Origin of the sequence: Arthrospiribacter ruber (assembly GCF_019343195.1) — a bacterium.
Taxonomy (GTDB): Bacteria; Bacteroidota; Bacteroidia; order Cytophagales; family Cyclobacteriaceae; genus Arthrospiribacter; species Arthrospiribacter ruber.
In genome coordinates this window covers 211,491-233,138 of record NZ_RPHB01000001.1, presented here as the reverse complement: position 1 = coordinate 233,138, position 21,648 = coordinate 211,491, and the positions used below count along the sequence as shown (strand labels likewise).

The window sequence follows — 21,648 nt, the reverse complement described above, 5'->3', positions numbered from 1 at the left end:
TTACCAGTTAATTTTGATAGAAAGTCATATTTTTCAGTTCTTGTGATAATCCGTAAATCAAGCCCTTTTTTCTAAAATGATCTAGCCATGTCTGTCTACACCTTTTTTGAATAACTTTCAGTTCCGATTCTGAATAGCTGTTGATAAAGTTAATTATATATTGATCAGCTTTGAAACGATCCTTGTATGGCACCATAACGCAAATTTCTCTGTAATCAATCTGAGACTCAAACGGCAATATTGAATCTGTTTCAATCACCACCGGTATTCTTCCCATGGCCAAGGTTTGAAAAAACCTGACAGAATAGTTTCCAAACCCTCTCATACAAATCGTGAAAAGATTGTCATAAATATTTTTAAAAAATTCATATTCCAGTCTCTTTTGGTCTTGGTCACTTTTGGCTCCTCCTTTATACCTTTCTCTTTTCAGAAAATCTGTTTGAACTAAGTTGGAATTCTCCAAACTGGAAAGCAGTGCAGCCCGCTCACTGGCAGCCATGAAATAAGGGACATAGAGGTATCTGGACCGACCGATCACCTTCATTGCATTCAGTCCAAGGTATTGCAGATGGTCTTTGACCGTTTTAAGAAAATTCGATGTAGCCTGTCCACAAAATCCCACTGACACTCTATCAAACTTTTCAATGATTTTAAACTCCCCATGAAACCATTTTTCAAGCGGATCGTTTGGCAACAGCGCCGGCAAAGAAACTTGGTTTCCCATACTTTTATAAGCACCTGGAGTCAATAAGATAACATCTCTAAATCCAGGATCAAAAAGTAAATCTGCATCAGAAACCAACAACAAGGGCTTATGCAATGAAATTGATATATCTCTATGGAAAGCGATGATATCCATCCCCTCCTGCGTTCCGTTTAGCTCCGATAATGGTACAGGAATAAAGATAAAATCAGCGTTCTTAGGATCGGATACTTTTTCAAAACAACTTTCAGACTCTTTGTTTAAAATTATGGTTCCGTTATCCTTCCTTTCAAACAAATCAAAGACATAGCCTAAAGGCAGTTTCAGGCTGTCAAAGTAAATTTTCACTCTGGAAAAGTTGACGATTTTGTCCAGCTCATTTCTTAAGGTAATATCGTCCATCATTTCCATTTGAATTTACCTCTGGGGAAATACCTGTACTGGATTTTTCTAAAAAGGCTTCTTACAGATTTTGGAGTAAGGTATTTGATCACTCCTGCAACACAAAAGTCTTGCGGTAGAAGCCTAGAGTAAGGCGTTTTCCAAAGGTATTTCCAAAACCTCCATTTGTATGGATGCTGATTGCTGGTATGCCAAGGTTTACTGGTCCCTGAAAAATGAACTATAACAGGATCCACAATTGCCTTTCGGACTTCAGCCATATCAACTCCTGGGTCTGACTCATGATAGATTCCTTCATACACATCGACAGTAAGGTTATACTTTAGGGGAATCTTCACCCATTTACTTTTGGTTAGGGCATTGAGCCCACATTGGTCTACAAACCAAATCAGTCTGGGATTATCCTTTACAAATTGTATTGTTTTTTGCCCTAGGTTTTCTGCTCTCCATTTATCCAGGTTGATCAACATGACACCTGAATTGAAATACCCATCCTCCTTGCTCACTCCTAACTCAGGATGCCATTCTACTCCCGGAGTCCAGACTGCCGCCAAATAATTATCTTCAAGGTTTACCTCCCAAATTGGCATTAAAGAACCCAAAACTAAAATGTCAGCATCCAAGTATAAAACTTTATCTTCTCCTATTAGATCAGGGATTAAGAGCCGATAGTAATTGGCTCTATTAAAATGAAGCGTAGTGACAAGTTTCTCCAATTGAGCGTCATCTACTTCAATACATTGCATTTCCACTTGGAAATCTGATATGATTTTTTGAAGTTTCAGCTTCTCATCTTCTGAGAGAAAATCACAAAAAATATAGATTTTTTCGATATCCCCTTTATTGTTTTCCAAAAGGGATAGTAATGCCACAGAAAAGGGCATTAAAAAAGTATGATTTATTGTAAAAGCTATTTTCAACTTATCCTTCATCAACGGTTCAAAGGTTGGACTTTTTGATTTTCAAAGATTTCCCTGTACCAAAGGGATGTGAAAAACAATTGTTTCATCCAACCTAAATTTTCTCTAGGGTTTGCTTTAAAACTATCAATTGCTTTTTTAATATCCAAGTGGGCTAAAAACCCCATTTCAAAGAGAGGGGATTGATGCATATTCTCAAGATGGTCTCTTAATTCAGGATTATCAACAATATACTGATCCCAAGGCATAGATAGCCCAATCTTTCTATGCTCTCTGATATAGTCCGGCATTTTCTTCCCAAAAGAATTCATGGCCAAAAGCTTGCCTTTACCCTTACTTTCAAAATATTGATCTGGAAGGGAAGCTGCACCGGTCACAAGTCTATAATCTAAATAAGGCTCCCTGCATTCAATGGATGCCCCCATTGTCGTCCTATCGTTCTTGTCATTTAGGGAATGTAGATGTGAGTGTTGTTCCAGGTATAGTAACTGCCTATACCTGTTTTTGGGATAAAGTGCTTTAGCTTCCTCAAGGACATCTACCCTATATTGCGGCATCAGGCTGGATGATAAAATCCCAAGCCTTTTTATATCTGATAGATAAACTTCATTGGCATTCATAATCATTTGGGCATCCGGATTCCTAAGTGACATGTATCTTTTGAGTTTTTTCAACCTGTCCTGTTTGAGAAAGCGATCGGGAACAAGATTCATCAGTTCCAAAAGCCTGTATCGCATGGCTCCATCATGCACCTTATACCTGACATATCCACCAAGCACCTCATCTGCACCTTCACCTGTAAGTAAAACAGTAACCTTCTTTTTGGCTTTTAGACTAAGTCCCAATAAAACATTGTCGGTAAAGTGCATCAAAGGCTCATCATTGATCTGAATGGCTTTTTTTGTCAGCTCCACCTGCTCAGTTCCCAGAAATTCATGACCGTTATAATTCACGCCCAATTCCTCGGAGAATCTTTTTGCAATATGGGATTCATCATGTTCATAGCCTTTGAACATCACGTTCCAGGAACTGAGGTCCTTAAAGCCCTGTGATGCTTGGCTCAATACAATTCCGCTACTGTCCAGCCCTCCGCTAAGAAGTGTACCTACGGGGACGTCAGCGATCATCCTAAGCCTTACACTGTCATTAAAAGTCTCTTCAAACCACTCATAGGGTTTGGAAATGCTCCCAAAATTTCTTGCAGCATCCGCAAGGTGAAACCACCTTTTGGTCTTTACTTGTTCAGCATTGGTAGATAATGTCATTAGGTGTCCGGGAAGCAAACGTTTGATACCTCTGAATATGGTATTCTCTCCTGATACATATCTGTAAATAAACAACTCATCCAAGTGGTCTGGATCTACAGCCTTTGAAACACCTCCTGCAAAAATACCTTTTGGCTCACTTGAAAAGCTGAATCCTTCTTTGCCAAAATGATAGAATAAAGGTTTAACCCCAAACCTATCCCTTGCCAAACTTAGTGTTTGCTTCCCCTTATCCCAAAAAGCAAAAGCAAAGAAACCATTGAGTTTTTCAAGTACCTCAAAGCCATATTCCATCAGAAGAAATAAAAGTACTTCAGTGTCTGAGGTGGTGTTAAATGAATAACCTTTGGCTTTCAGCTCTGGATAAAAGTCCTGAAAATTAAATATCTCTCCATTGTAAACTAAGGTATAATTTCCACAAGGAGAGTGAAATGGCTGGTTTGCATGTTCTGAAAGATCAAGAATTGAAAGCCTCCTGTGCCCTAAAGCCAGCTTGCCTTCAAGAAAAGAGCCCTCGGCATCAGGCCCCCTGTGATAAATGGCATCACTCATATTTTTCAGTCTACCCAAGGAGGCTGGCTCATGATGCTGCCAAAACCCTACAATTCCACACATATTATTTTCTTTTTTTCTGTTCCAAAAGCTGTAAATACCGAGCAAAGATAAGCTTCATATTCTTATCAAAACTTACCCTGGATTCAATAAAATCCCTATTCAATTGAGTTTGAATTCTATAATCATTCTTATTTAAAATAAATTTTTCAATAGCTGATGCTAAAATATCCGGCTTGCCTACTGGTACAAGAAACCCATTTTGTCCTGGTCGTATGAAAGCCCTATTGGCTGGCAAATCAGTTACAATTGGAAATGAACCGCATGCCATTGCTTCAAAAAGAGATGCTGAAACGCCTTCTGTTTCCGGTACAGCAAGGTAAAAATCGCTTTCTTCTAACAATTCAGGCAATAATTTATTGTCTATCCTACCAAAAAACCTTATCCGATCTTCAATTTTAAGGGCTTTACTGATACCTTCTAGCTTATCCCTTAAGACACCATCCCCAACAATCCAGCAATCGACTTTTACCCCCTTTTCTTTAAGGATTTGAAAGGCTTTCAGAATATCTTCATGCCTGTAAATCTCAGACAGAGACCTCGTAACTATCCCAATGGGGTCATGATTTTTTTCCGAAAAAGTTCTGTAATTATACAGAGAGAGGTTGATGCCTTTTGGCAAGACCATAATTCTGGAAGGAGGCGCTCCTGACTCCAACATCGCATAGGTCATTACATTTCCCCAAGCATGGATCAAATCCACATTTTTGTATACCTTCCTTTGAAAATATCTTTTATAAACTCCTGTAAATCCTGACTCCGGAAAAGCATCAGTAATTCCCTGCTGTGCCACAACTTTCAATTTAGACTTGACCAGCAATGCAAAAAAACCGTAACTCGTCGCTCTTTCGGCCAGAACAATATCATATGGTTTTTTGAACCTCAAGATAAAAAGTTCGCCCAAAAACCTAAGGAAATAAAGAATGCGTTTCCATCTTTGGGGAGTAAAAGGCACCTCCTTCGTCTCAACTTTTTTTCCAAGATTCAGTTCTACACCTTCTATCCAGGTTTTTGCATCCGCTCTGTACGTTTCACCTAAGAATAATACTCTCATAATTAATCTCTATCCATTAAGATTTTAAAAATTCCAAGACAGAGCTTGGTCTCCAGCCTAATTTCCTGCTGGCCAAATTATCACTAAAGGTAAGTGAGGAAGTAAGTTTTTCAAGACGATAGGAATTCAAAGGAAAGAAAGAAAACCTGTCACCTAACCATGCAAATGGCTGTAAATAGGAAATCGGGATTCTTCTGATCTTTTTTTGGTACTTTTTGGCAATGGCTTCCTCTATATCATACATACTTGGATGGATAGTATCAGTTAGATTAAAAATACCACTTTTTCCTTCAAGATTGGGGATAAAAGCTGCAACATCCTTCGCAAGGACAGCTGATTTTCTTGACGAGCCATCCCCTATGCCTAGATAATAGCCCTTTCGGATGGCCTTTTCCAAGGCACCAAGATTCCCCGGTGCATTGTTACCAACAACCAAAGGCAACCTTAAAATCACCAGATTTACCTCCTTGTTTTTACACCAATTTTCCAGACATTCCTCAGCCTGAATCTTACTCTTGGCGTAAGGCGTAATTCCAAGTAAAGGAAACGTTTCATCTATTTCCTGACCCTCTTCCCTCCCGTACACAGCTACTGTGCTGATAAATATGAAATTTTGTGGCAAATTTCCGGAGGATTCCAAACCACGAAGCAGGTTTACCGTCCCCTGATAATTGATTTTAAAAAAAGCCTCTTTTTCTTCCTCTGTCTTTGGGACTACATGAGCTTTCCCTGCACAATGGATAAAAGTTCTTACTCTAGGAAGTTCCATTCTCTCACTTTCCAGATCGAATTGTATATCATTTTCAGCCCCTCTTCCAAGGGTATAACAGTCATTGGCAATCTTTTTGTGAATTTCTTTTCCCAAAAACCCGGATGCTCCTGTCAATAGATAATTTTTCATTTGATCAAAAAAAAATAAATAAATTTTTAAAAGCTGGGACTGCTTCAGATAATCCCAAATTAAATTACAGTTCTTTAATTCTTTGAAGATAGCGCAAAGCCAGCTTCCCCCTGTCAAATGTTTCTTTGGCTACTTTTTTTGCTGCATCAGCCATCGCCTGCCTTTGTTCAGGTTGGGAATGTAACAGTAAGATAGCATCTGAAAACGTCTTAGGATCATTAGGATCAACATTGATTCCGCAGCCTGTCTCATTCACAAAATCCTTGATCCAGCCTTTTGTAGACTGTATGATAGGTACTCCTGCAGCAAATGAATCAAACATTTTATTAGGTGAATTTGTATGGAGCACTGGAATATCCTTAAAAGTGACAAAACTGGCTTTTGCCACTGAAAACCATTTCACAACCTCACGCTTTGGGATCAATCCAAAAAATTCAACGGTTTCTTGCAATCCCAGTGATTCTACCAAGCCTTGTAGATGCTCTCTTTCAGCACCATCTCCTATGAAAGCAATTTTGATATCCTCATGGTTTACCTTGGAGATTCCCTTGATAATCTGAGAACACTCATCCATTAAGCCTAAAGAACCCGCATATATAAAAACCGACTTTCCCTTCCAATATTGAGGAAATTTATCTGGGTATACGCTTTCTGAAAGGTAAAACAAATCGTTATCAGATGAATTGGGAATTACTAGAGTGGGTGATTTTGCGTTAACCTGTAACACCCCTTCTTCCATTCCTGGAGAACAGGCCACTACCAAGTTGGCATTTTTGTAAATCCATTTTTCAAATGCAAAGCCAATTTTGACAGCTATGGGATTTTTGATTTTCTCCAGTTCAACAGCGCCTCTTGGCCAAAGGTCCCTAACCTCAAAAACAAATTTCTTTCTTCTAAATACAGAAGCAGCTAAACCAGGTAATGCTATAGTAATTGGTCCAGAGCTACACAAAACTACATCATATGACAATTTAAGAGCATAGAATACTGATACAGAGGAAAAAATAAAGGCGTTGAGCATTCTGCGGAATAAACCAGCCTTATTTGAATCAGGAGAATTAATTACAATTAAATCAATATTTTCTATCCGCTGTTTAGAGATGAATTTATCGGCTTTGATATCAGACTTATAGTATGGCGAAGTCACTACTGTCACCTGATGGCCTTCGTTACCCCATCTTTTTGCAAACTCGTAAAATCGGGTACTCCACCCTCCGTTAGGTGTGCCGAAATACTGATAAAAAATAAGGATTTTCAAAATATTATATCTTTAAATGGGTGGGATTAATTATTTACTACCTGTTTTCAAAATTCTCTTTTGCCTTTTCAAGGATCCCCCTAAAGTGCCTGACAAATTCAGGACCTGAAATTTCAGGATTGATAGCATTATCAAAATCCATCTTCCCCCTATCGGCCAAATGCTGGTATGCACTGGGGTCAGCTAAAACCCTGTTTATCTTTTCTTCAAGATCTGAGGCATCCCAGTTGTAACTGATATGGTTTTCTGGTTTGTAAATATCAGGATAAGTATCAATATGGCTCATGTCAGGCTTAAAGAGCAATGCGCCTGATTTAAAGGATTCAAAGTCTCTGTAACATATTTCTCCCCAACCAAATGGGGATAGACTGATTATAGTATTTTTCATCTGGTCCAAGTAAGCCTTTGGACTGATTTTAACATTCGCTACAGATGTGGTGACAAGGTCAAACTTTTTAAAAACCCTTAAAGTCAAAAGGCGGTGAAGCCTGAAAACATCATGGTCTTCCGGGAAAAGATTGCCCCTAAACATAATTTTGATTGATCTCTGATCAAGGGGATTCACAGCCTCTGGGGATATGACACTGTTGTTTTTGGTGAAAATTTTAAAGTACTTTTTAAGCTTGTTGCTGGATTGCGTTTTCCAGTCTATGAGTGCTAAATTCCAAGAAACCCCAATTTTTGGCAAATGGCTTTTATCCAAAGCAATAGGTTCGAAATCACCTGCATTTTTAAATTTAAATTGGTTCATCATTTTATCTCTGAAAAAATGACGTTTCAAGGGTTTAAGGTAGATTGATTTGTCTTTGAGAAGTTGCTTGACTAAAAACAAGTCCACTTCCTCTACAAAACTGGGAAAAATAGGACCTGTAGCATCATTGGCCGACAGAAATACTACGGGACAATTTTGAGTCTTTCTTAGCACCTTCAAAAAATCCAGCTTGGTAGACCTTCCCTTTAAAAGCTGCGACAGAGAAATATCCGAAACTATCAGAAAATCTACCTTAGTTGTTAAAGCCTCTTTATAGGAATGAATATAAACAAATTTCAGTCCTTCCCTGCGAAGCGCTTCTTTGAATGCCAAAAAAGGGAATATGGAGTTGTTACCTTCTCGATGAAGCGAATAAATAACACCTATTTTCATAGCTATTCCTTTACATCATTTATGATGAGTTGAAATTTCCCTGATTTGCTTCTGGGTAATTTTTCAACAAGCTTGAATTCAAATATTAAGTCCTCCTTAAAAAGAGTATTGAATGATTGCTGTACATTCCTTTGACTTACTTCTGATAATTCCTGGGAAGCAATGTACTGGAGCTGAAATTTGTTTCTTTCTTTTTGGATAAGCGTAAACTGTTCAACCTCTGGGAAAAATTTCAAAACTCTAACTACAGTTTGAACAGTTATATATTTGTTTTCTGGAGTTTTCAAGAATTCCGTAGTCCTTCCCAACACTTCTTCAATCATGGGCAAATCCAAACCACAATCACATTTTCCATTTTTACTTTTGATTACCAAATCGCCGATTTCGTATCGGATCAGTGGAGTTGTGAAATTATCCAAACCGGTCAGTAACACTCGCCCCATTTCACCCGGTTCTACCTCATTCCCTTTTTCATCCACTATTTCGAGGTAGACATGTGGTGTCATGACATGATATGAACCATGACTACACTGGGAGGCTACCATCAGACCTTCAGAGCTACCGTAGGTATCGTACACTTTGCAATGAAAAGCCTTTTCGATAGCTTCTCTGAAATTGGGCAATAGCTTTTCACCTAAAGAGATTACTGATTTGAATTTAATATCCAGGATACCATTTTCCAGTGCGGTTTTCGCAAACAGATATAAACTGGAAGCATACGCCACATAGTGATCTTTTGGAGTCTTTCTCAAACCTTCCAGTTCCTCCAGAATCTCCTGTTCATTGTGCTTGAGCGCCTCAATATACTTTGTCCTGAAAAATAAGTCCTTAAGTCTTTTTTCTCTCGACCGATTTAAGTTTACACCTGTCTGTAAAATACTGTTGCCATATTCGTATCCCGCCCAGGACCACCAAGTGAGTTGTACTGCCCTAGTAGCAGCCATTTCTTCTTTGTTGAAATACACTTTGCTTGGGGGGCCAGTAGAACCACTGGACATAACAGATTGCAAACCATGGAGAGACTTTACTGTAACCAGTTGATCAATTTTTTCCCTAACGGTTTGTTTATCCAAAACAGGAAATTCTGAAAGTAGCTGCACTGGATCATCAGAGGGACTAATATTTAATGCTTGGTAATAGGGGCTATTTAACAAAGCGTATTTAAGGATCTCATTAAGCTTATTTTTTTGAAGCGTCATAAGCTCGCCCTTGGGTAGCTGGCTCAACTTTTGAAGATTCTTGATTTTTTTCGGCAGCCCACCTCCCAAAAATTTATCTCCAAAAGGAAGTAAAAAGTTTTTTAACAGAAACGAGTAGATCATAATATGTTCAAAACAGGTTTTTGCTTTTCTTCTGACTTTAATTTTTTAATTGGTTTTTTCCTCTTCGGCTGAACCACAAAAAGAAGGCTTAAACCAATCATCATGGGTGATATAAAAGTACGCATGGCTGCATGAAAACTGGTATATATTCCGACCAGAAAGAATGCCAATAAAAGTCCCCTAATCATAGGGTTTCGGTGTCTTTTGAAGTTGACCAATCCCACATAGCAGAGTAAAATAAAATAAATCAACCCCAGAAGCCCATGTTCTGCTAACAATCTGCTCAACTCAACATGGGCAGCAACTTCCTCCATGGTATTTCTGAGATACCTCGAAGCTCCTGCTCCAACACCCAAAAGAATGTTCTCTTCCCATAAATCCAGATCACCTGTAAAAATTTCAAACCTGCCTGTAGTATATGTATTCAAATCCTTTTCCTTGGCTCCTGCAAGTGTACCAGCAGTCTCTCCCTGATACCTCAGTAAGAGCATACCTCGTGTAAGTTCATTGGCAACATAAAAAGCTGAAACAATCAACAAAATTGCTGGTATAACATAAATGCCAATTTTAGGAAGCCTGTAGCGTCTGATTTGCTCTCCCGAGCTCATCGAGAGGAAGAACAATACTACAACAACACCGACTACCGTTCCAAACATTCCTCCCCTAGAAAAAGTAAGTAATCCTTGCACACTGAACACCAAAAATATAAGCGCATCTATCCACCTTAGCCCTGAAAGTTTCCATTTGTTCAACCAAATCACAAAAACCAAAAAAGCACCCAAGCCCAAGGCTGTGGAAACCTGATTTGATCCGAAACCTGCACTAGCAAGGGTATTGGCACCAAGCTCAAAATCTACATCATCAAAATCAGGGATTCTGTATAGTGTAAAACTTAAAACTGAAACCAAGGGCAATACAGCCAGCAATATAGTATATGAAAGTACCTTTTCAGGAACCCTTTTCTTATAAAAAAACCAAACAGCTAAAGCCACATTTAAAGGCCCCAAAACATTGAAAACCAAATCAAGCCACTCAACTCTTCCAGATTCATCAATAATCAATGCGGGAAGCAAAAGAGCAAACATAACCAGGCCTATATAGCTTTTGGTCTGGTACATGAACACTCCAAAAATCATTAATGCAAACAAAAGATATTTACCAAGCTCATAGGGAATGAAGGGCGAGGTTCCAGCCATCCTGGCTAACAGTTCAAATGAAGTCAAATAAACTGTATAGAGAATAAGTGGGGCTGGTGAACGGGTAGACTGCAATACCCAGAAAATAGATGATATAGCAACCAGGTAAAACCAAACAATGACCGGTAATGGTGAAAATGCCGATGCCAAACCCAAAAGCGCATGGAATGCCAGCCAGATCATGGGGTATTTGGATGTAACTATATACTTCAGCAATTTTTACCCAGTTTAAATGTTTTTCAAATTAGAAAGGCGATATAAAATATCCTGAAAGATACGCTCCTTTAATTTATCAGGTTTGACACTTTTGCTTTTATTTTTTTTGGCCAATCCTTATTCATACATGGTTTTTCCACAAGGACGAAAAATATTACTGAAACCAACAATACCAATGGAATTCCAATTCCTAATTGCCAAAGTAGATTCAGTAAATAATCATTCGATACTGAATACTTCACCATAAATTTCATCAGCAAATGAAAAAAAGGATAATGAATCAAGTAAATGGTGTAACACATTCCACCTATTAAATAAATAATTGATCTAGAAAAAAACCAGTTGAATAGGTTCCCTTTGAAAGTCGCTATGAAAAGCAGAAGTATTGACAGGTTAAAAAGAAAGTTGTTCAACATATCCACTTGCGGCTTATAAAAATAAAAAAGTGTGAAAATGGAGATCAAACCAAAAACATCCCATAAAACAGACTTTGTCTTGAAATAAACCTGATAATGCAAGTATAGCAAGGCAAAAAAGAAACCTGTCAAAAAATTACTTAAGAAGACGAATACTGTAAAATCCCACCCAGGAGTAACGTGGGAATAAATGTAATTTTTTGCAAAAATCGATGCCATAAAAAATAGCAATAAGCTTAAAAGAACCCACACACTATGTTTTTTTAAAAAAATCACCATGGCCAAAAATGGAATTATGGTGTAAAATTGGACCTCAGTCTCCAAGCTCCAAGTAACCGGGTTGATGATGGATGGCATCTCATATACAATTGTATGCAGGTAAAACAGGCTAACCCAAAAATGCGGCAGCATTTCAGCGGTGTCTGCTCCAAGTACAAGAATATGTACCAGAAAAAACAAAACCAAGGTCACAATAAATGGTGGTTCGAGTCTTGTCAGTCTTCTGATAAAGTATTGCTTCAGGGAAATTGCCCTACCACCATACCAATAGTGTTTGATAAAAGGAACCGCCAATATGAACCCAGAGATACCGAAGAATACTTTCACTCCCAGATCCATTCTTACAATCCACCAACCTATATTTAAAAAACTGTGATCCGGCAGATAGACCAACCAATCCACGCCTAACTCTCTGGAATAGGACGTATTGAGATGGAATATTAGAACTGTGAAAATAGCAAAAAATCTTAGACCGTCAATTTCAGGAATGAAGTTTCCACCCGAAGTCTTTCTCCTTAATAAAGTTGTAAATTTCCAATTCATTATTGACTACTCTGAAGGGGACTTGTATTACCTGAAAGTACATCGATCAAGTAGCTTACCTGTGTTTCAGGCTTGCAATACTTTTCAAAATATTGTTTTCCCCCAAAAGCAATTTTTTTGTGATATGCTTCATTTCGGGCTATAAAGTTGATCACATCAGGCAACTCTCCACTGTCATGAATGTAATGTATTTCCTCTTCGTGTCTGGGCATGACAGGAAGATAAATTTTGAAAGGAAAAGATAAGACAAAGGACCCAAAATTCAGGCTTTCGGCCAATCTCCAGCTAACTGCTCCCAATACAGCTGGGTTGTTAAATATGATCATGGACTTCTTGGACCTCTTTGCAAAATCCGACGGGCTGTAAGCCCGGTTGTTCAACAAGTGGTCATAAGCACCATGAGCTCCATCTTTTCTCCTTACAAAGCCACCCTCAAATTCTATTGATGGGTTTTGTTTGCAAGCTTCAATAAAAGCTGCCCTAAGTTCATTGGCCCATTTTTCCTTTTTCCATATAGATCCCGAAAAAAAAACATAATTCGAAAAGCTGTAATTCAAAACCTCTTCCTTATAATTAGTTCTCAAATTTTGAGCATATAATTCCTTCAAAAGAGCAATTGGAGGGATTTTGATGAAAGGCTTTAGTTTAAAGACGCTGAAATAATCTTTATGCACATTGACGGGGTAATGGGGGAACAAAGGGAATACATTTTCTCTTTCATAAGCCTCGTGTCCTTTCACCTTGTTGGTGGCAAAATAAAAGTCGACTTTATCAAGAAGTTTTTCATCTACCCCCATGGGGTCATGATTGTCAACTACCCCAAGCTTTCCGCTGATTTCAAAAATCAGAAATCCTCTGTTGTTATAGGTTTCAAACTCTTTGGAACAGGTAAACTCCAAATCTGCTGCTTTATTAAAACCATGCAAATAGTAAGAAGAATAATAATTTGAAATGTTATGAATGTAAACTTTCAATGGGATACTAATTTTAATTTTCTAAACCTAAACCAGCTTCGCGGAAAAATTCAAAATATGCTGTCAAAAACTGTTTGCTTCCATAAACTTCCTTTACATGATACTGGAAATCCATGGCTTTTTTTTCTGATGAATTAATTTCCTGGGACACATGCTGAATAGCCAATGCCAATTTATCCGGACTGTTGGCAGGGACAACACTTCCGAATTTGCCGTGTCCCAACACTTCAGCACATATACCCACATCTGTAGATATGACTTTTAAGCCTGCCAATCCATATTCAAGTAATGCCACAGGTAAACCCTCCCTATCTGAACACACAAGACCTATATCACCGCTCTGGAGAACTTTCCCAATATCTTCCACAGGCCCAAGTATACTTATTTTTTCGGCCCACCCATTGGAATCTATGAGTTTCTTTATTTCCTGGTAAAGCTCCTCATCCATGATCTGTCCGATAAGCTTCAAACGAAAATCAAATTGTTGACTTATCAGAATTTCTACAGCCTTAAGAAGATTTAGGTGACCTTTCTCCTTTCTGAAATTGGCCACATGTAAAATAATTGGAATTCTGTTTGACACTTTTTCCCCCTCAATATTCAAAAATGGAAAATTTTTGATATATCTTATTTTTTTTGGAGAAAAGTCAATCGTCTTTATCCACCAGTCCCTTATCTCAGAGTTTACCGTGATTATGCCATGGAAAAACTTGCTGAGTATCTTTAGCTCCTTTCTAGGATTTTCACTGATCACTTCCTCATTCACTCCAAGATGATCATGCCATACCAATTTCAGTTTAGGAAAAAAGAGTCGGACTGCTACTGCCCAATAAATGGAGGTGGAGTGCGCATGAAGCACATCAGGTTCAATATCTTTTACCAGTTTTATCAGTTTTTTGAAAGCTGCAAAGTCTAAAGTTTTTCTTTTTCCTAGGCAAAAAAAACCCACTTGTGGCAGCAAAAATTTTGCAAGTGGTCCCTCCTTTCTGGAAACAACCAAAAAAGACGCTAATCCGTCTTCACTAAGTGCATTAGCTATATTGACAGCCATTCTTTCCGCTCCGCCCATTTCCAATGTATCAATAATTTGAAGAATCTTCATGCTTGAATCAGTTACTTAGGATGTTAATTATTTCCGATTCAAACTTTTCAAGGGTGAATTTTCTGGACCATTTCATGGCATTCATCGCTTTTACAGTATAGGTTTTAGGAGATTCCAGGTAGTTTTCGATTTTTGAGGCTATTTCTTCTACATCATCACCTACCAAATCTCCCCTTAGGTCATTTCCCAGCATATAGGGAACGCAAGAAACAGGAGAAGTCAATGGGAGACAAGCCCAGAACATAGATTCGGCCACAACTTTTGGCCAACCCTCACTTTCAGATACAAAAATGAGGAAATGAGCATTTTGAAATCCATTTTTCACTTCCCGAGCAGGAACATTTCCATGAAAACTCACTACATCAACCAGTTCGTTTTCTAAAGTATATCTTTTCAGGCTATCTAATTCTGGTCCTTGTCCATAAAAATCAAGCAGAACACTATAGCCTTTTTCCACTAAAACTTTACAAGTTCTTAAACTAAGCATAGGGTTCTTGGCTTTTTGTAGCCCACCCACAAAAATCAGCCGAATAGGCAAGTTTTTCTGTAGAATTCTGGGTTTACAGGCTTCCATCTCTTTTTCAGAATATGACGCCGTGAAAAAAGGTATGAGATTGGGGTTTCCCGGTTCCCAATCTCCATAAGTCAACACAGATATGTTCTTGCTCAAGACTGTGTTACTAACCAGTTTCTGCTGAAGTTTGTAAGTGAAAGGTTGGCGACTTTTGGGATCCCAGTTTGCTGCATACTTCACCGTCTTGGATTTCTTGGGGAAAAACAATTGAGCGATTGCCCCAAGCATTCCCATATTTCCTGGACATCTCAGGTGAATATGGTCAGCTCTATTCATCTGATAACATAATTTCACCATAATAAAAGGCACATTCAGTAGTGCCTTTAGTATAGACTGAACACCTATTAAGTCAAAACCTTTAACTGACTCGAAATTAATCTGCGCATGCTGATAGCTTAAATCAATCGGATCGGGCTCTTCATCATTGCTCAAAGGAGCAACAATGGTGACTCCTTTAACTTGTTTGAGCCAAATATTCATTTCTTTAACATATGGCCCATAAGCCCAGTATTGACCATTTCTCAACACGTGAGGGACATGCGTTACTATCAGAAAATTTGAAACTTGCTTCCCTCCCATGGGAACAATCAGTTTTGTTTGTTTTGAACCAACTTTGAATAATAGGCAATGCTCTGGTCGGCTATGGTCTCCAAGGAAAACTCTTTCAAAACCTTTTTTCTGGCATTTTCTCCCAACCGGACTTTCAATGCCTCATCCGACAATATCTCCATAATTTTGGAAGCTAGTTCATCATGGTCCAAGGGGTCTGCCAACAATCCGGAAACCCCATCATCAACCAGTTCAAAAGCGGGTCCTATTTTAGTAGCTACAAACGGTTTACCCATACTCATTACCTCAATCCATGCCAAAGGCATAGCTTCCATATGTGAGGGGTAGACACAGATTTCACTTGACTCTATCCATTGGGGCACATCTAAATTGGGCAATACTCCTAAAAAATGGATGGAAGACTTGATTTCCTCCTCAATAATCTCTTTGATTTTTTCAGTATATGAGCTACCGTCAGGATAAGTCCAATCCCTTCCAGCCAAGTAAAGTTCTGTATGTGGAAATTTTCTTTTTACCTGATGGAATGCTTTGATGATTTGCCGGACTCCCTTCTTTTCACAAATAGTCCCTGCAAAAAAGAGTCTTCCGGAGACTGCCTTTTCGGGATCTGCTTTGTAAAAATTTGTAAAATTGGCTGGATTAAAAATCACTGGGCCTTGCTTTTCTGAAAAATCAATATAATTTTTGGTATGCTCCATTACATAATTACTCACCCCGCAAACTGCATCTGCATTCTCAAATGACCTTTTTTCTTGATAGGCCTTCCACCTGTCTACCCTCCTTTTCTCAGCCTCGGAAAAAAAATGATGGCCGCCGTTCATCCTGATCAGATACGTTACACCTGGTATTTTTCGAATGAATGAAAATGACATTTCAGGTCCTTCGACCACATCTATTTTCAATTGTCTGTTAATTTCTTCCAAGGCCTTGTTGATTTTTTTGAAATTAAACAGAGCCTTCACTTTAGGTGTTTTGGAGAAAGGAATGGTGATTACCTTTACGCCTTCCACTGTAACTGACTGCATCTGAGAAACATCTCCAAGACCCAAAACTGTTACCTCATGCCCTCTTCGTGCAAGCTCGGGACAAAGAAGTTTTAAAAAAGTACCAACTCCTCCATGAATGACACCTTCAAGCGGATATTCATTCGTCAGAAAAACTATATGCATAATGCGTGATAAATTACTGTGTTAGTGATCGGACAATCCTTTCGGAAGAAGTATGATTTTTATCAGGCTCCACAATTCTATGGAACCACTTTAATCTGTCGGGCCCGATACTTTCAGGCCTCTCCAATGCTGCATTGACTTTAGAAAGAATATCCTCTTCAGCATCTATCCAACCTACGGGATCTAAGCCCTTCATGGTCGAAAAATGCTCGTAATTATAGATATGTTTTACAAGCCTTTCTTTTTCATATGGCTGGTCATATCTCAGGTAAAGTCCATTGCTATTGAAAACTGCAAAATCCAGTGCCATTGTAGATCCTAGGTTGATGACTACATTACAGTGATAGGCTAAGTTTACCAAAAGCCTAATATCACTAGGCATAGGAAAAAAGCTGCCCCATTGAGAACTTTTTACCCATTCAGGAGATATATTAATGATTTCAGGATGCTTTTCAAAAACTTTTTGAAACCTTTTATTGGATTCAACTGGGACCTCTCTAAAAATCAATTGCACATTTTCATTCTGTCTAAGAGCGCATGCTATCTGCTCCAGGTAATCCGGATCATGGGGAGAAGAAATACTATCGGAACCAGAATAACACACCCATTTTCTAGTAGGGTTTAAGCCATACTTCTGGGCAAATTCTTCCCTGGAATAAATTAGTTCTTTTTTCCTATAAAAATCAAACTGGGGAGTACTTGTAATTTCAATTTGATTTTCATTGATATCTGGATAATAAGTAAGCAACTCATTTTTCATATACTGAGACCAGACCAAATATTTATCAGTTCTGAAAGGCAGTCGTGCTTTGGGGAGATTATCCCAGGAGAATATTGCTGTGTAGGTTTTAATGCCTATCGCTTTGGCTGCCATCAATGCTGAGGTGACAGAAGGTACTCTTTGGTGGGTACAGAAAAGTATATCAGGCTTTTGCTCTTGAAGAAAAGATTTAGCCTCCTGAAAGGAAATACCTGATTTCGATTTTTCAAAACCATATTCCTCCCATTTACTGATTGCCGAAAAATCCTTGAGGTAGTTTGAAACAATCTCAACCCCCTTATAAAAAATTTTGTTTTTCCAACCCTTTTTGGAAGGGTTCCAGTTACTTAAAATTGTCGGGTTTGACCGTATTTCCCTGTTTTTCCTCAGTCTTGCTAAAACTGCTGATTCCCTGATGAACTTGACTATAGGTGCTTCAGGTCTGTGGATGAAGTCAAAATCCTCAAAATCCACATCAATATATCTCTTTACTTGAAGGATAAGATCTTTCCCCAGACTATGCCACACAATGACCTCATGGCCTTGTTCAATAAGCCCCTTTACAACGTCGCTGTACAAATAATTCCGAATACCTACCCCGTCAGGGATTAAAAAACAAACTTTCATATTAAATACAATGCGCTGCGTTCACCAGTTGCCAAAGAAAATAACTATTTTCCTGATCACCATTCATATAATTGTCCAGGGCCGCTTCTGTCTGGTATTTATCAAGCCAACCAGTCTTGTACAGCAGGTTGACATGATCCATTACCCAAGAAGACAATTCATTTCCTAGCCATTCTCTCTGAGGTGTCTGAAGTGGTCTCTTTGGTGCATAAGAAATCTGATTGTTTAAAAACTTGGAAGAAATATCCCTTAAATAAGATTTTTGCACACCATCCTTAATCTTAAAGTCCATAGGTAGATTGAATACAAACTCCATAAGTTCATGGTCAAGGAAAGGCTCTCTCAATTCCACAGAATTAATCATACTTGCCATATCATTGTATTTCAGAGCTCTGGGCAATTTTGAAAAGAAAATATCTCTATACTGAAGATTTAAAATACGGTTTTCAAATGGCTTGACGGTATCTGGGTATTCAGAATGCATCAAAAACTCTTTTTGAAGCAATTCCGGCTTTACCGGTGACTTTTTACTCCCCTGTACCAGTTTATCCTCGGATTGCAGGTAATAATCATAACCTGCCCAAACCTCATCAGAACCTTGACCATCCAAAAGAACCAAAACCCCCGATTCTCTTGCAATGGAGAATAGCTTGGAATAAGCTAGTGTGGGAATTCCGCCAAATGGTTCACATAAATGATCGGACATTTTTTTTGTTAATGCTGGAACCTCTTCACTTTTTATAAGGCATTTATTAAGCTGAAAACCAGTATTTTCCAGCATTTTTTCAACCCAGAATAACTCATCATACCTTTCATCTCCTGTAAAGAAAGTAAAAGCTTGGATATTTTCCTTTCCATAAAACTTCAAAACCATTGAAAGCAAAAAACTGGAATCAACACCTCCGCTTAAATTGAAGCCTACTGGTACATCAGCACGAAACCTGAGTCTAATAGTTTCTTCATAAAGCTCCATTAATCTCTCTGTCACATCATCGATTTTGGTAGGCATACCTTTTTGGCTGACGTTTTGAACAAAGTCATACCATCTTTTTATCCGTAACTCCTTGTCTTTGTATATCAAGTATGATCCTGAGGGAAGTTGAAAGACATCTTTCCAAAATGAATCCTTGCCCGTCCCATTAAAGCCGTATGCGAAAAAAGTACTCCAGACTTTCTCATTAGGATACTTATGTATGCCTGCTTCAAACAGAGCTTTGATCTCAGAGGCAAAATAAAAACAGTCGTCTTGTCGCGAAAAGTAAAAAGGCTTGACACCAAATCTATCTCGAGCAGCAAAAAGCACTTTTTCATGGCTGTCCCATACTGCGAAGGCAAACATTCCCTTTAGTTTATCCAAGCATGCTTCACCCCACTCCAAATAAGCATAAAGCAAAACTTCTGTATCAGATTGTGTTTTGAAAGTGAATTTATTTTTAAGCTTAGATCTCAGTTCAATATAATTATATATCTCTCCGTTAAATGTCAGGAAGTAACGCCTATCAGGAGATACAAAGGGCTGATTTGCAGCCTCTGTTAAATCCAAAATACTTAATCGGTTATGTCCCAATGCACAGACTCCGTTCACAAAAAAGGTCCCGGTATGATCTGGACCTCTATGATTTTGGATTTTGAGCATTGATTCTAAGGCGTGAATATTGGCCTTGTGACCAATAATTCCTGCAATTCCACACATATGATATTATGAATTATTGATTTTCTTGATGATTTTTTCTGCCTCATCCCAGTCTTCCAGTGTATCTAAATTGACATGGAATTTTGGATCCCCCAAGATATAAGTTAACTTTTCCCCAAATAATGAGTCTCTTTCTTTTATTACTGATGATTTGGTTAAATAGATTGCTCCGTCCCTGAAGTATGCTTTAGGTAATTTTTGTCTTTGTGAAATCAAAGCTTCATCTCCCGTAGATATGAAAAGAAAGCCCTCTTCATTTTCCTCAAAAATCCAATGTGGGTTATATTCATGCGGGACAGGAAGCACAGAAACCAAAGTATCTGCACCCGAACTGCTGAATTTTTGAATCGCTTCATCTATCATCCCTCTTCTTCTAAATGGGCTGGTAACCTGTAGGATACATACTGCATCAAAAGTTTCTCCTTTTTTTTCAAAGTAATCCAGACAATGGATAATCACTCCCAGAGTAGGCGCCTGATCATCTGCCAGAGATGAGGGTCTTGTAAAAGGCACATCCAAACCCAAGTCCAGAGCAACTTTACTGATTGCGTCATCATCTGTACTTACCACAACCTTACTGAGTAAAGAAGATTCGTCTATGGATCTTTTTGTATAAGCAATCAAAGGTTCCCCTCCCAGTAATTTAATGTTTTTGCCAGGAATTCCTTTTGAACCTCCCCTAACTGGAATTATGCCAAGGATTTTCATTCTTTAATTTTGATTTTTCGCATTTGATCAGAGTCTTATATGTTGATCATAATATTTCACAGCGATTCCTAAAATGTAATGGTCTTATGGAACACCAAAGGAAGTGTTGACAACAGTTTGGCTATTTGTTTACCTGCATCTCCCCCACCGTAAATATGAGAAGTTGATGGCTTATGACGGGTATGGGCTTTTATAGCATGAAGTATTTCATCTTTTGAATAACCAACATCTATGACATTGTCCCCCCTGTCTCTTTTGTTTTGCCTACTTCCAATATTGACTACAGGGACACCTAAAAAAGCACATTCTCTGATACCTACACTGCTATTGCCGATTAATCCTTTGCTATTGCATAAAACACGTAGAAAGTCTAAAGGCTCCATATTTTTGAAAAAATGGAAATGATCCAGCTTGTGGGTTTCCCTGAAAGACCGGATACCTGTACTTGTCCCATCTGCTCCAGCATCTACATTTGGCCAAAACATCAAAACTGGTTCCTTGATTTCGTACATGGCATGCAAAGTTTCCTCAATCTGTTTTCTAGAAAGTGACACTTCTGTAGTAACCGGATGCTGCATGACCACCCAATACCCATTTTTCAAATCAGGAGCAGCTCCTACCCCACCATACTTTTGATAAGGCTCAAAATCCAGGCGGGGATTTTCTTTTACACCCGCAGCCAAATCTATACTTGGGCAGCCCGTATTGAATACAAATTCAGGATTCTCCCCGAGCTTCACTACCCTTTCGTAAGCTCCATTAGAGGCCACAAAGTGGTAATCGGCCAATTTAGTGATAGAATGCCTTACTTTTTCATCAATATTACCTGTAACCTCACCACCCTGTATGTGGGCAAGTGGGATATTCATATAAGATGCGGCAATAGCAGTAGCCATAGTTTCAAACCTGTCTGCTACAGTGACCACTATATCAGGAGCTAGGTTGTCAAAAACAGTGGAGAGCTCAAGTATCCCAATTCCTGTAGTCTTTGCTGCGGCAGTCAAATTCTCACCTTCAAGGATGTTGAAAACTTTTGCTGAGATTTCAAAACCATCTTTAACCATATAATTGACTGCTGAGCCATACCTGTCCAACAATGCAGAGGCAGCAACTACGAGCTGAAGTTCAAGATCAGGGTGTTTATTGATTGCCTCTAGGGCAGTTTTTATCCGGGAATAAGACGGCCTTGCTGTAATTACGACACAGATTTTTCTTTTTGCCATTGTTGATTTTTTTTAGG

The 21,648-nt window shown here is 38.6% G+C and carries 18 protein-coding genes; all 18 read right to left on the bottom strand.

Annotation, left to right across the window (positions count from 1 at the left end; all coding sequences use genetic code 11):
• Positions 1-7 precede the first annotated feature (7 nt).
• Positions 8-1,108, bottom strand: coding sequence for an exostosin domain-containing protein (locus EGN73_RS00965; RefSeq protein WP_219286204.1), 1,101 nt, complete (start codon positions 1,106-1,108; stop codon positions 8-10).
• On the bottom strand, positions 1,105-2,037 hold the full coding sequence (locus tag EGN73_RS00960; protein ID WP_281422212.1) for a glycosyltransferase family 8 protein: 933 nt from the start codon (positions 2,035-2,037) through the stop codon (positions 1,105-1,107). The genes EGN73_RS00965 and EGN73_RS00960 overlap by 4 nt, the downstream gene beginning before the upstream one ends.
• Positions 2,037-3,905, bottom strand: coding sequence for an asparagine synthase (glutamine-hydrolyzing) (asnB, locus tag EGN73_RS00955; protein ID WP_219286198.1), 1,869 nt, complete (start codon positions 3,903-3,905; stop codon positions 2,037-2,039). Before asnB (EGN73_RS00955) ends, EGN73_RS00960 begins: the two co-directional genes overlap by 1 nt.
• Position 3,906: 1 nt before the next feature.
• On the bottom strand, positions 3,907-4,956 hold the full coding sequence (locus EGN73_RS00950; protein ID WP_219286196.1) for a glycosyltransferase: 1,050 nt from the start codon (positions 4,954-4,956) through the stop codon (positions 3,907-3,909).
• Between the two features lie 16 nt (positions 4,957-4,972).
• On the bottom strand, positions 4,973-5,857 hold the full coding sequence (locus EGN73_RS00945; protein ID WP_219286194.1) for an NAD-dependent epimerase/dehydratase family protein: 885 nt from the start codon (positions 5,855-5,857) through the stop codon (positions 4,973-4,975).
• 64 nt (positions 5,858-5,921) lie between these two features.
• Positions 5,922-7,115, bottom strand: a complete 1,194-nt coding sequence (locus EGN73_RS00940; RefSeq protein WP_219286192.1) for a glycosyltransferase family 4 protein — start codon at positions 7,113-7,115, stop codon at positions 5,922-5,924.
• A 37-nt stretch (positions 7,116-7,152) separates the two neighbouring features.
• Complete coding sequence (locus tag EGN73_RS00935; protein WP_219286190.1) at positions 7,153-8,259, bottom strand: glycosyltransferase family protein; 1,107 nt, start codon at positions 8,257-8,259, stop codon at positions 7,153-7,155.
• A 2-nt stretch (positions 8,260-8,261) separates the two neighbouring features.
• Positions 8,262-9,458: a phenylacetate--CoA ligase family protein gene (locus tag EGN73_RS00930; protein ID WP_219286188.1), complete on the bottom strand. Its 1,197-nt coding sequence runs from the start codon at positions 9,456-9,458 to the stop codon at positions 8,262-8,264.
• Between the two features lie 119 nt (positions 9,459-9,577).
• Positions 9,578-10,993 carry an O-antigen ligase family protein gene (locus EGN73_RS00925; protein WP_219286186.1) on the bottom strand — a complete coding sequence of 472 codons (1,416 nt, stop codon included), beginning with the start codon at positions 10,991-10,993 and terminating at the stop codon, positions 9,578-9,580.
• A 68-nt stretch (positions 10,994-11,061) separates the two neighbouring features.
• On the bottom strand, positions 11,062-12,231 hold the full coding sequence (locus tag EGN73_RS00920) for an acyltransferase family protein (protein ID WP_219286184.1): 1,170 nt from the start codon (positions 12,229-12,231) through the stop codon (positions 11,062-11,064).
• Complete coding sequence (locus EGN73_RS00915) at positions 12,231-13,205, bottom strand: hypothetical protein (RefSeq protein ID WP_219286182.1); 975 nt, start codon at positions 13,203-13,205, stop codon at positions 12,231-12,233. Before EGN73_RS00915 ends, EGN73_RS00920 begins: the two co-directional genes overlap by 1 nt.
• A gap of 13 nt (positions 13,206-13,218) precedes the next feature.
• Positions 13,219-14,307, bottom strand: coding sequence for a glycosyltransferase (locus EGN73_RS00910; protein WP_219286180.1), 1,089 nt, complete (start codon positions 14,305-14,307; stop codon positions 13,219-13,221).
• A 7-nt stretch (positions 14,308-14,314) separates the two neighbouring features.
• Complete coding sequence (locus EGN73_RS00905; protein ID WP_219286178.1) at positions 14,315-15,460, bottom strand: glycosyltransferase; 1,146 nt, start codon at positions 15,458-15,460, stop codon at positions 14,315-14,317.
• 8 nt (positions 15,461-15,468) lie between these two features.
• Entirely contained in the window at positions 15,469-16,620 is a 1,152-nt protein-coding gene (locus EGN73_RS00900) for a glycosyltransferase family 4 protein (protein WP_219286176.1), read from the bottom strand.
• A 13-nt stretch (positions 16,621-16,633) separates the two neighbouring features.
• A complete protein-coding gene (locus EGN73_RS00895; protein ID WP_219286174.1) occupies positions 16,634-18,007 on the bottom strand; it encodes a hypothetical protein in 1,374 nt (457 codons plus the stop codon).
• Position 18,008: 1 nt separating this feature from the next.
• The gene (asnB, locus tag EGN73_RS00890; protein ID WP_219286172.1) at positions 18,009-19,700 is read right to left on the bottom strand and encodes an asparagine synthase (glutamine-hydrolyzing); all 1,692 of its coding nucleotides are present in this window, start codon (positions 19,698-19,700) and stop codon (positions 18,009-18,011) included.
• Positions 19,701-19,706: 6 nt separating this feature from the next.
• The gene (locus EGN73_RS00885; RefSeq protein WP_219286169.1) at positions 19,707-20,408 is read right to left on the bottom strand and encodes an acylneuraminate cytidylyltransferase family protein; all 702 of its coding nucleotides are present in this window, start codon (positions 20,406-20,408) and stop codon (positions 19,707-19,709) included.
• Positions 20,409-20,476: 68 nt separating this feature from the next.
• A complete protein-coding gene (neuC, locus tag EGN73_RS00880; RefSeq protein ID WP_219286168.1) occupies positions 20,477-21,631 on the bottom strand; it encodes a UDP-N-acetylglucosamine 2-epimerase in 1,155 nt (384 codons plus the stop codon).
• Between the last annotated feature and the right edge of the window lie 17 nt (positions 21,632-21,648).

Excerpts from the sequence above, each read along its gene's own strand:
- EGN73_RS00910 (WP_219286180.1), bottom strand. The coding sequence starts at position 14,307 with ATGAAGATTCTTCAAATTATTGATACATTGGAAATGGGCGGAGCGGAA.
- asnB (WP_219286172.1), bottom strand. The coding sequence starts at position 19,700 with ATGTGTGGAATTGCAGGAATTATTGGTCACAAGGCCAATATTCACGCC.
- asnB (WP_219286198.1), bottom strand. The coding sequence starts at position 3,905 with ATGTGTGGAATTGTAGGGTTTTGGCAGCATCATGAGCCAGCCTCCTTG.
- EGN73_RS00965 (WP_219286204.1), bottom strand. The coding sequence starts at position 1,108 with ATGATGGACGATATTACCTTAAGAAATGAGCTGGACAAAATCGTCAAC.
- EGN73_RS00920 (WP_219286184.1), bottom strand. The coding sequence starts at position 12,231 with ATGAATTGGAAATTTACAACTTTATTAAGGAGAAAGACTTCGGGTGGA.
- EGN73_RS00950 (WP_219286196.1), bottom strand. The coding sequence starts at position 4,956 with ATGAGAGTATTATTCTTAGGTGAAACGTACAGAGCGGATGCAAAAACC.
- EGN73_RS00930 (WP_219286188.1), bottom strand. The coding sequence starts at position 9,458 with ATGACGCTTCAAAAAAATAAGCTTAATGAGATCCTTAAATACGCTTTG.
- EGN73_RS00900 (WP_219286176.1), bottom strand. The coding sequence starts at position 16,620 with ATGCATATAGTTTTTCTGACGAATGAATATCCGCTTGAAGGTGTCATT.
- EGN73_RS00960 (WP_281422212.1), bottom strand. The coding sequence starts at position 2,037 with ATGAAGGATAAGTTGAAAATAGCTTTTACAATAAATCATACTTTTTTA.
- EGN73_RS00885 (WP_219286169.1), bottom strand. The coding sequence starts at position 20,408 with ATGAAAATCCTTGGCATAATTCCAGTTAGGGGAGGTTCAAAAGGAATT.
- EGN73_RS00945 (WP_219286194.1), bottom strand. The coding sequence starts at position 5,857 with ATGAAAAATTATCTATTGACAGGAGCATCCGGGTTTTTGGGAAAAGAA.
- neuC (WP_219286168.1), bottom strand. The coding sequence starts at position 21,631 with ATGGCAAAAAGAAAAATCTGTGTCGTAATTACAGCAAGGCCGTCTTAT.
- EGN73_RS00895 (WP_219286174.1), bottom strand. The coding sequence starts at position 18,007 with ATGAAAGTTTGTTTTTTAATCCCTGACGGGGTAGGTATTCGGAATTAT.
- EGN73_RS00905 (WP_219286178.1), bottom strand. The coding sequence starts at position 15,460 with ATGGGAGGGAAGCAAGTTTCAAATTTTCTGATAGTAACGCATGTCCCT.
- EGN73_RS00935 (WP_219286190.1), bottom strand. The coding sequence starts at position 8,259 with ATGAAAATAGGTGTTATTTATTCGCTTCATCGAGAAGGTAACAACTCC.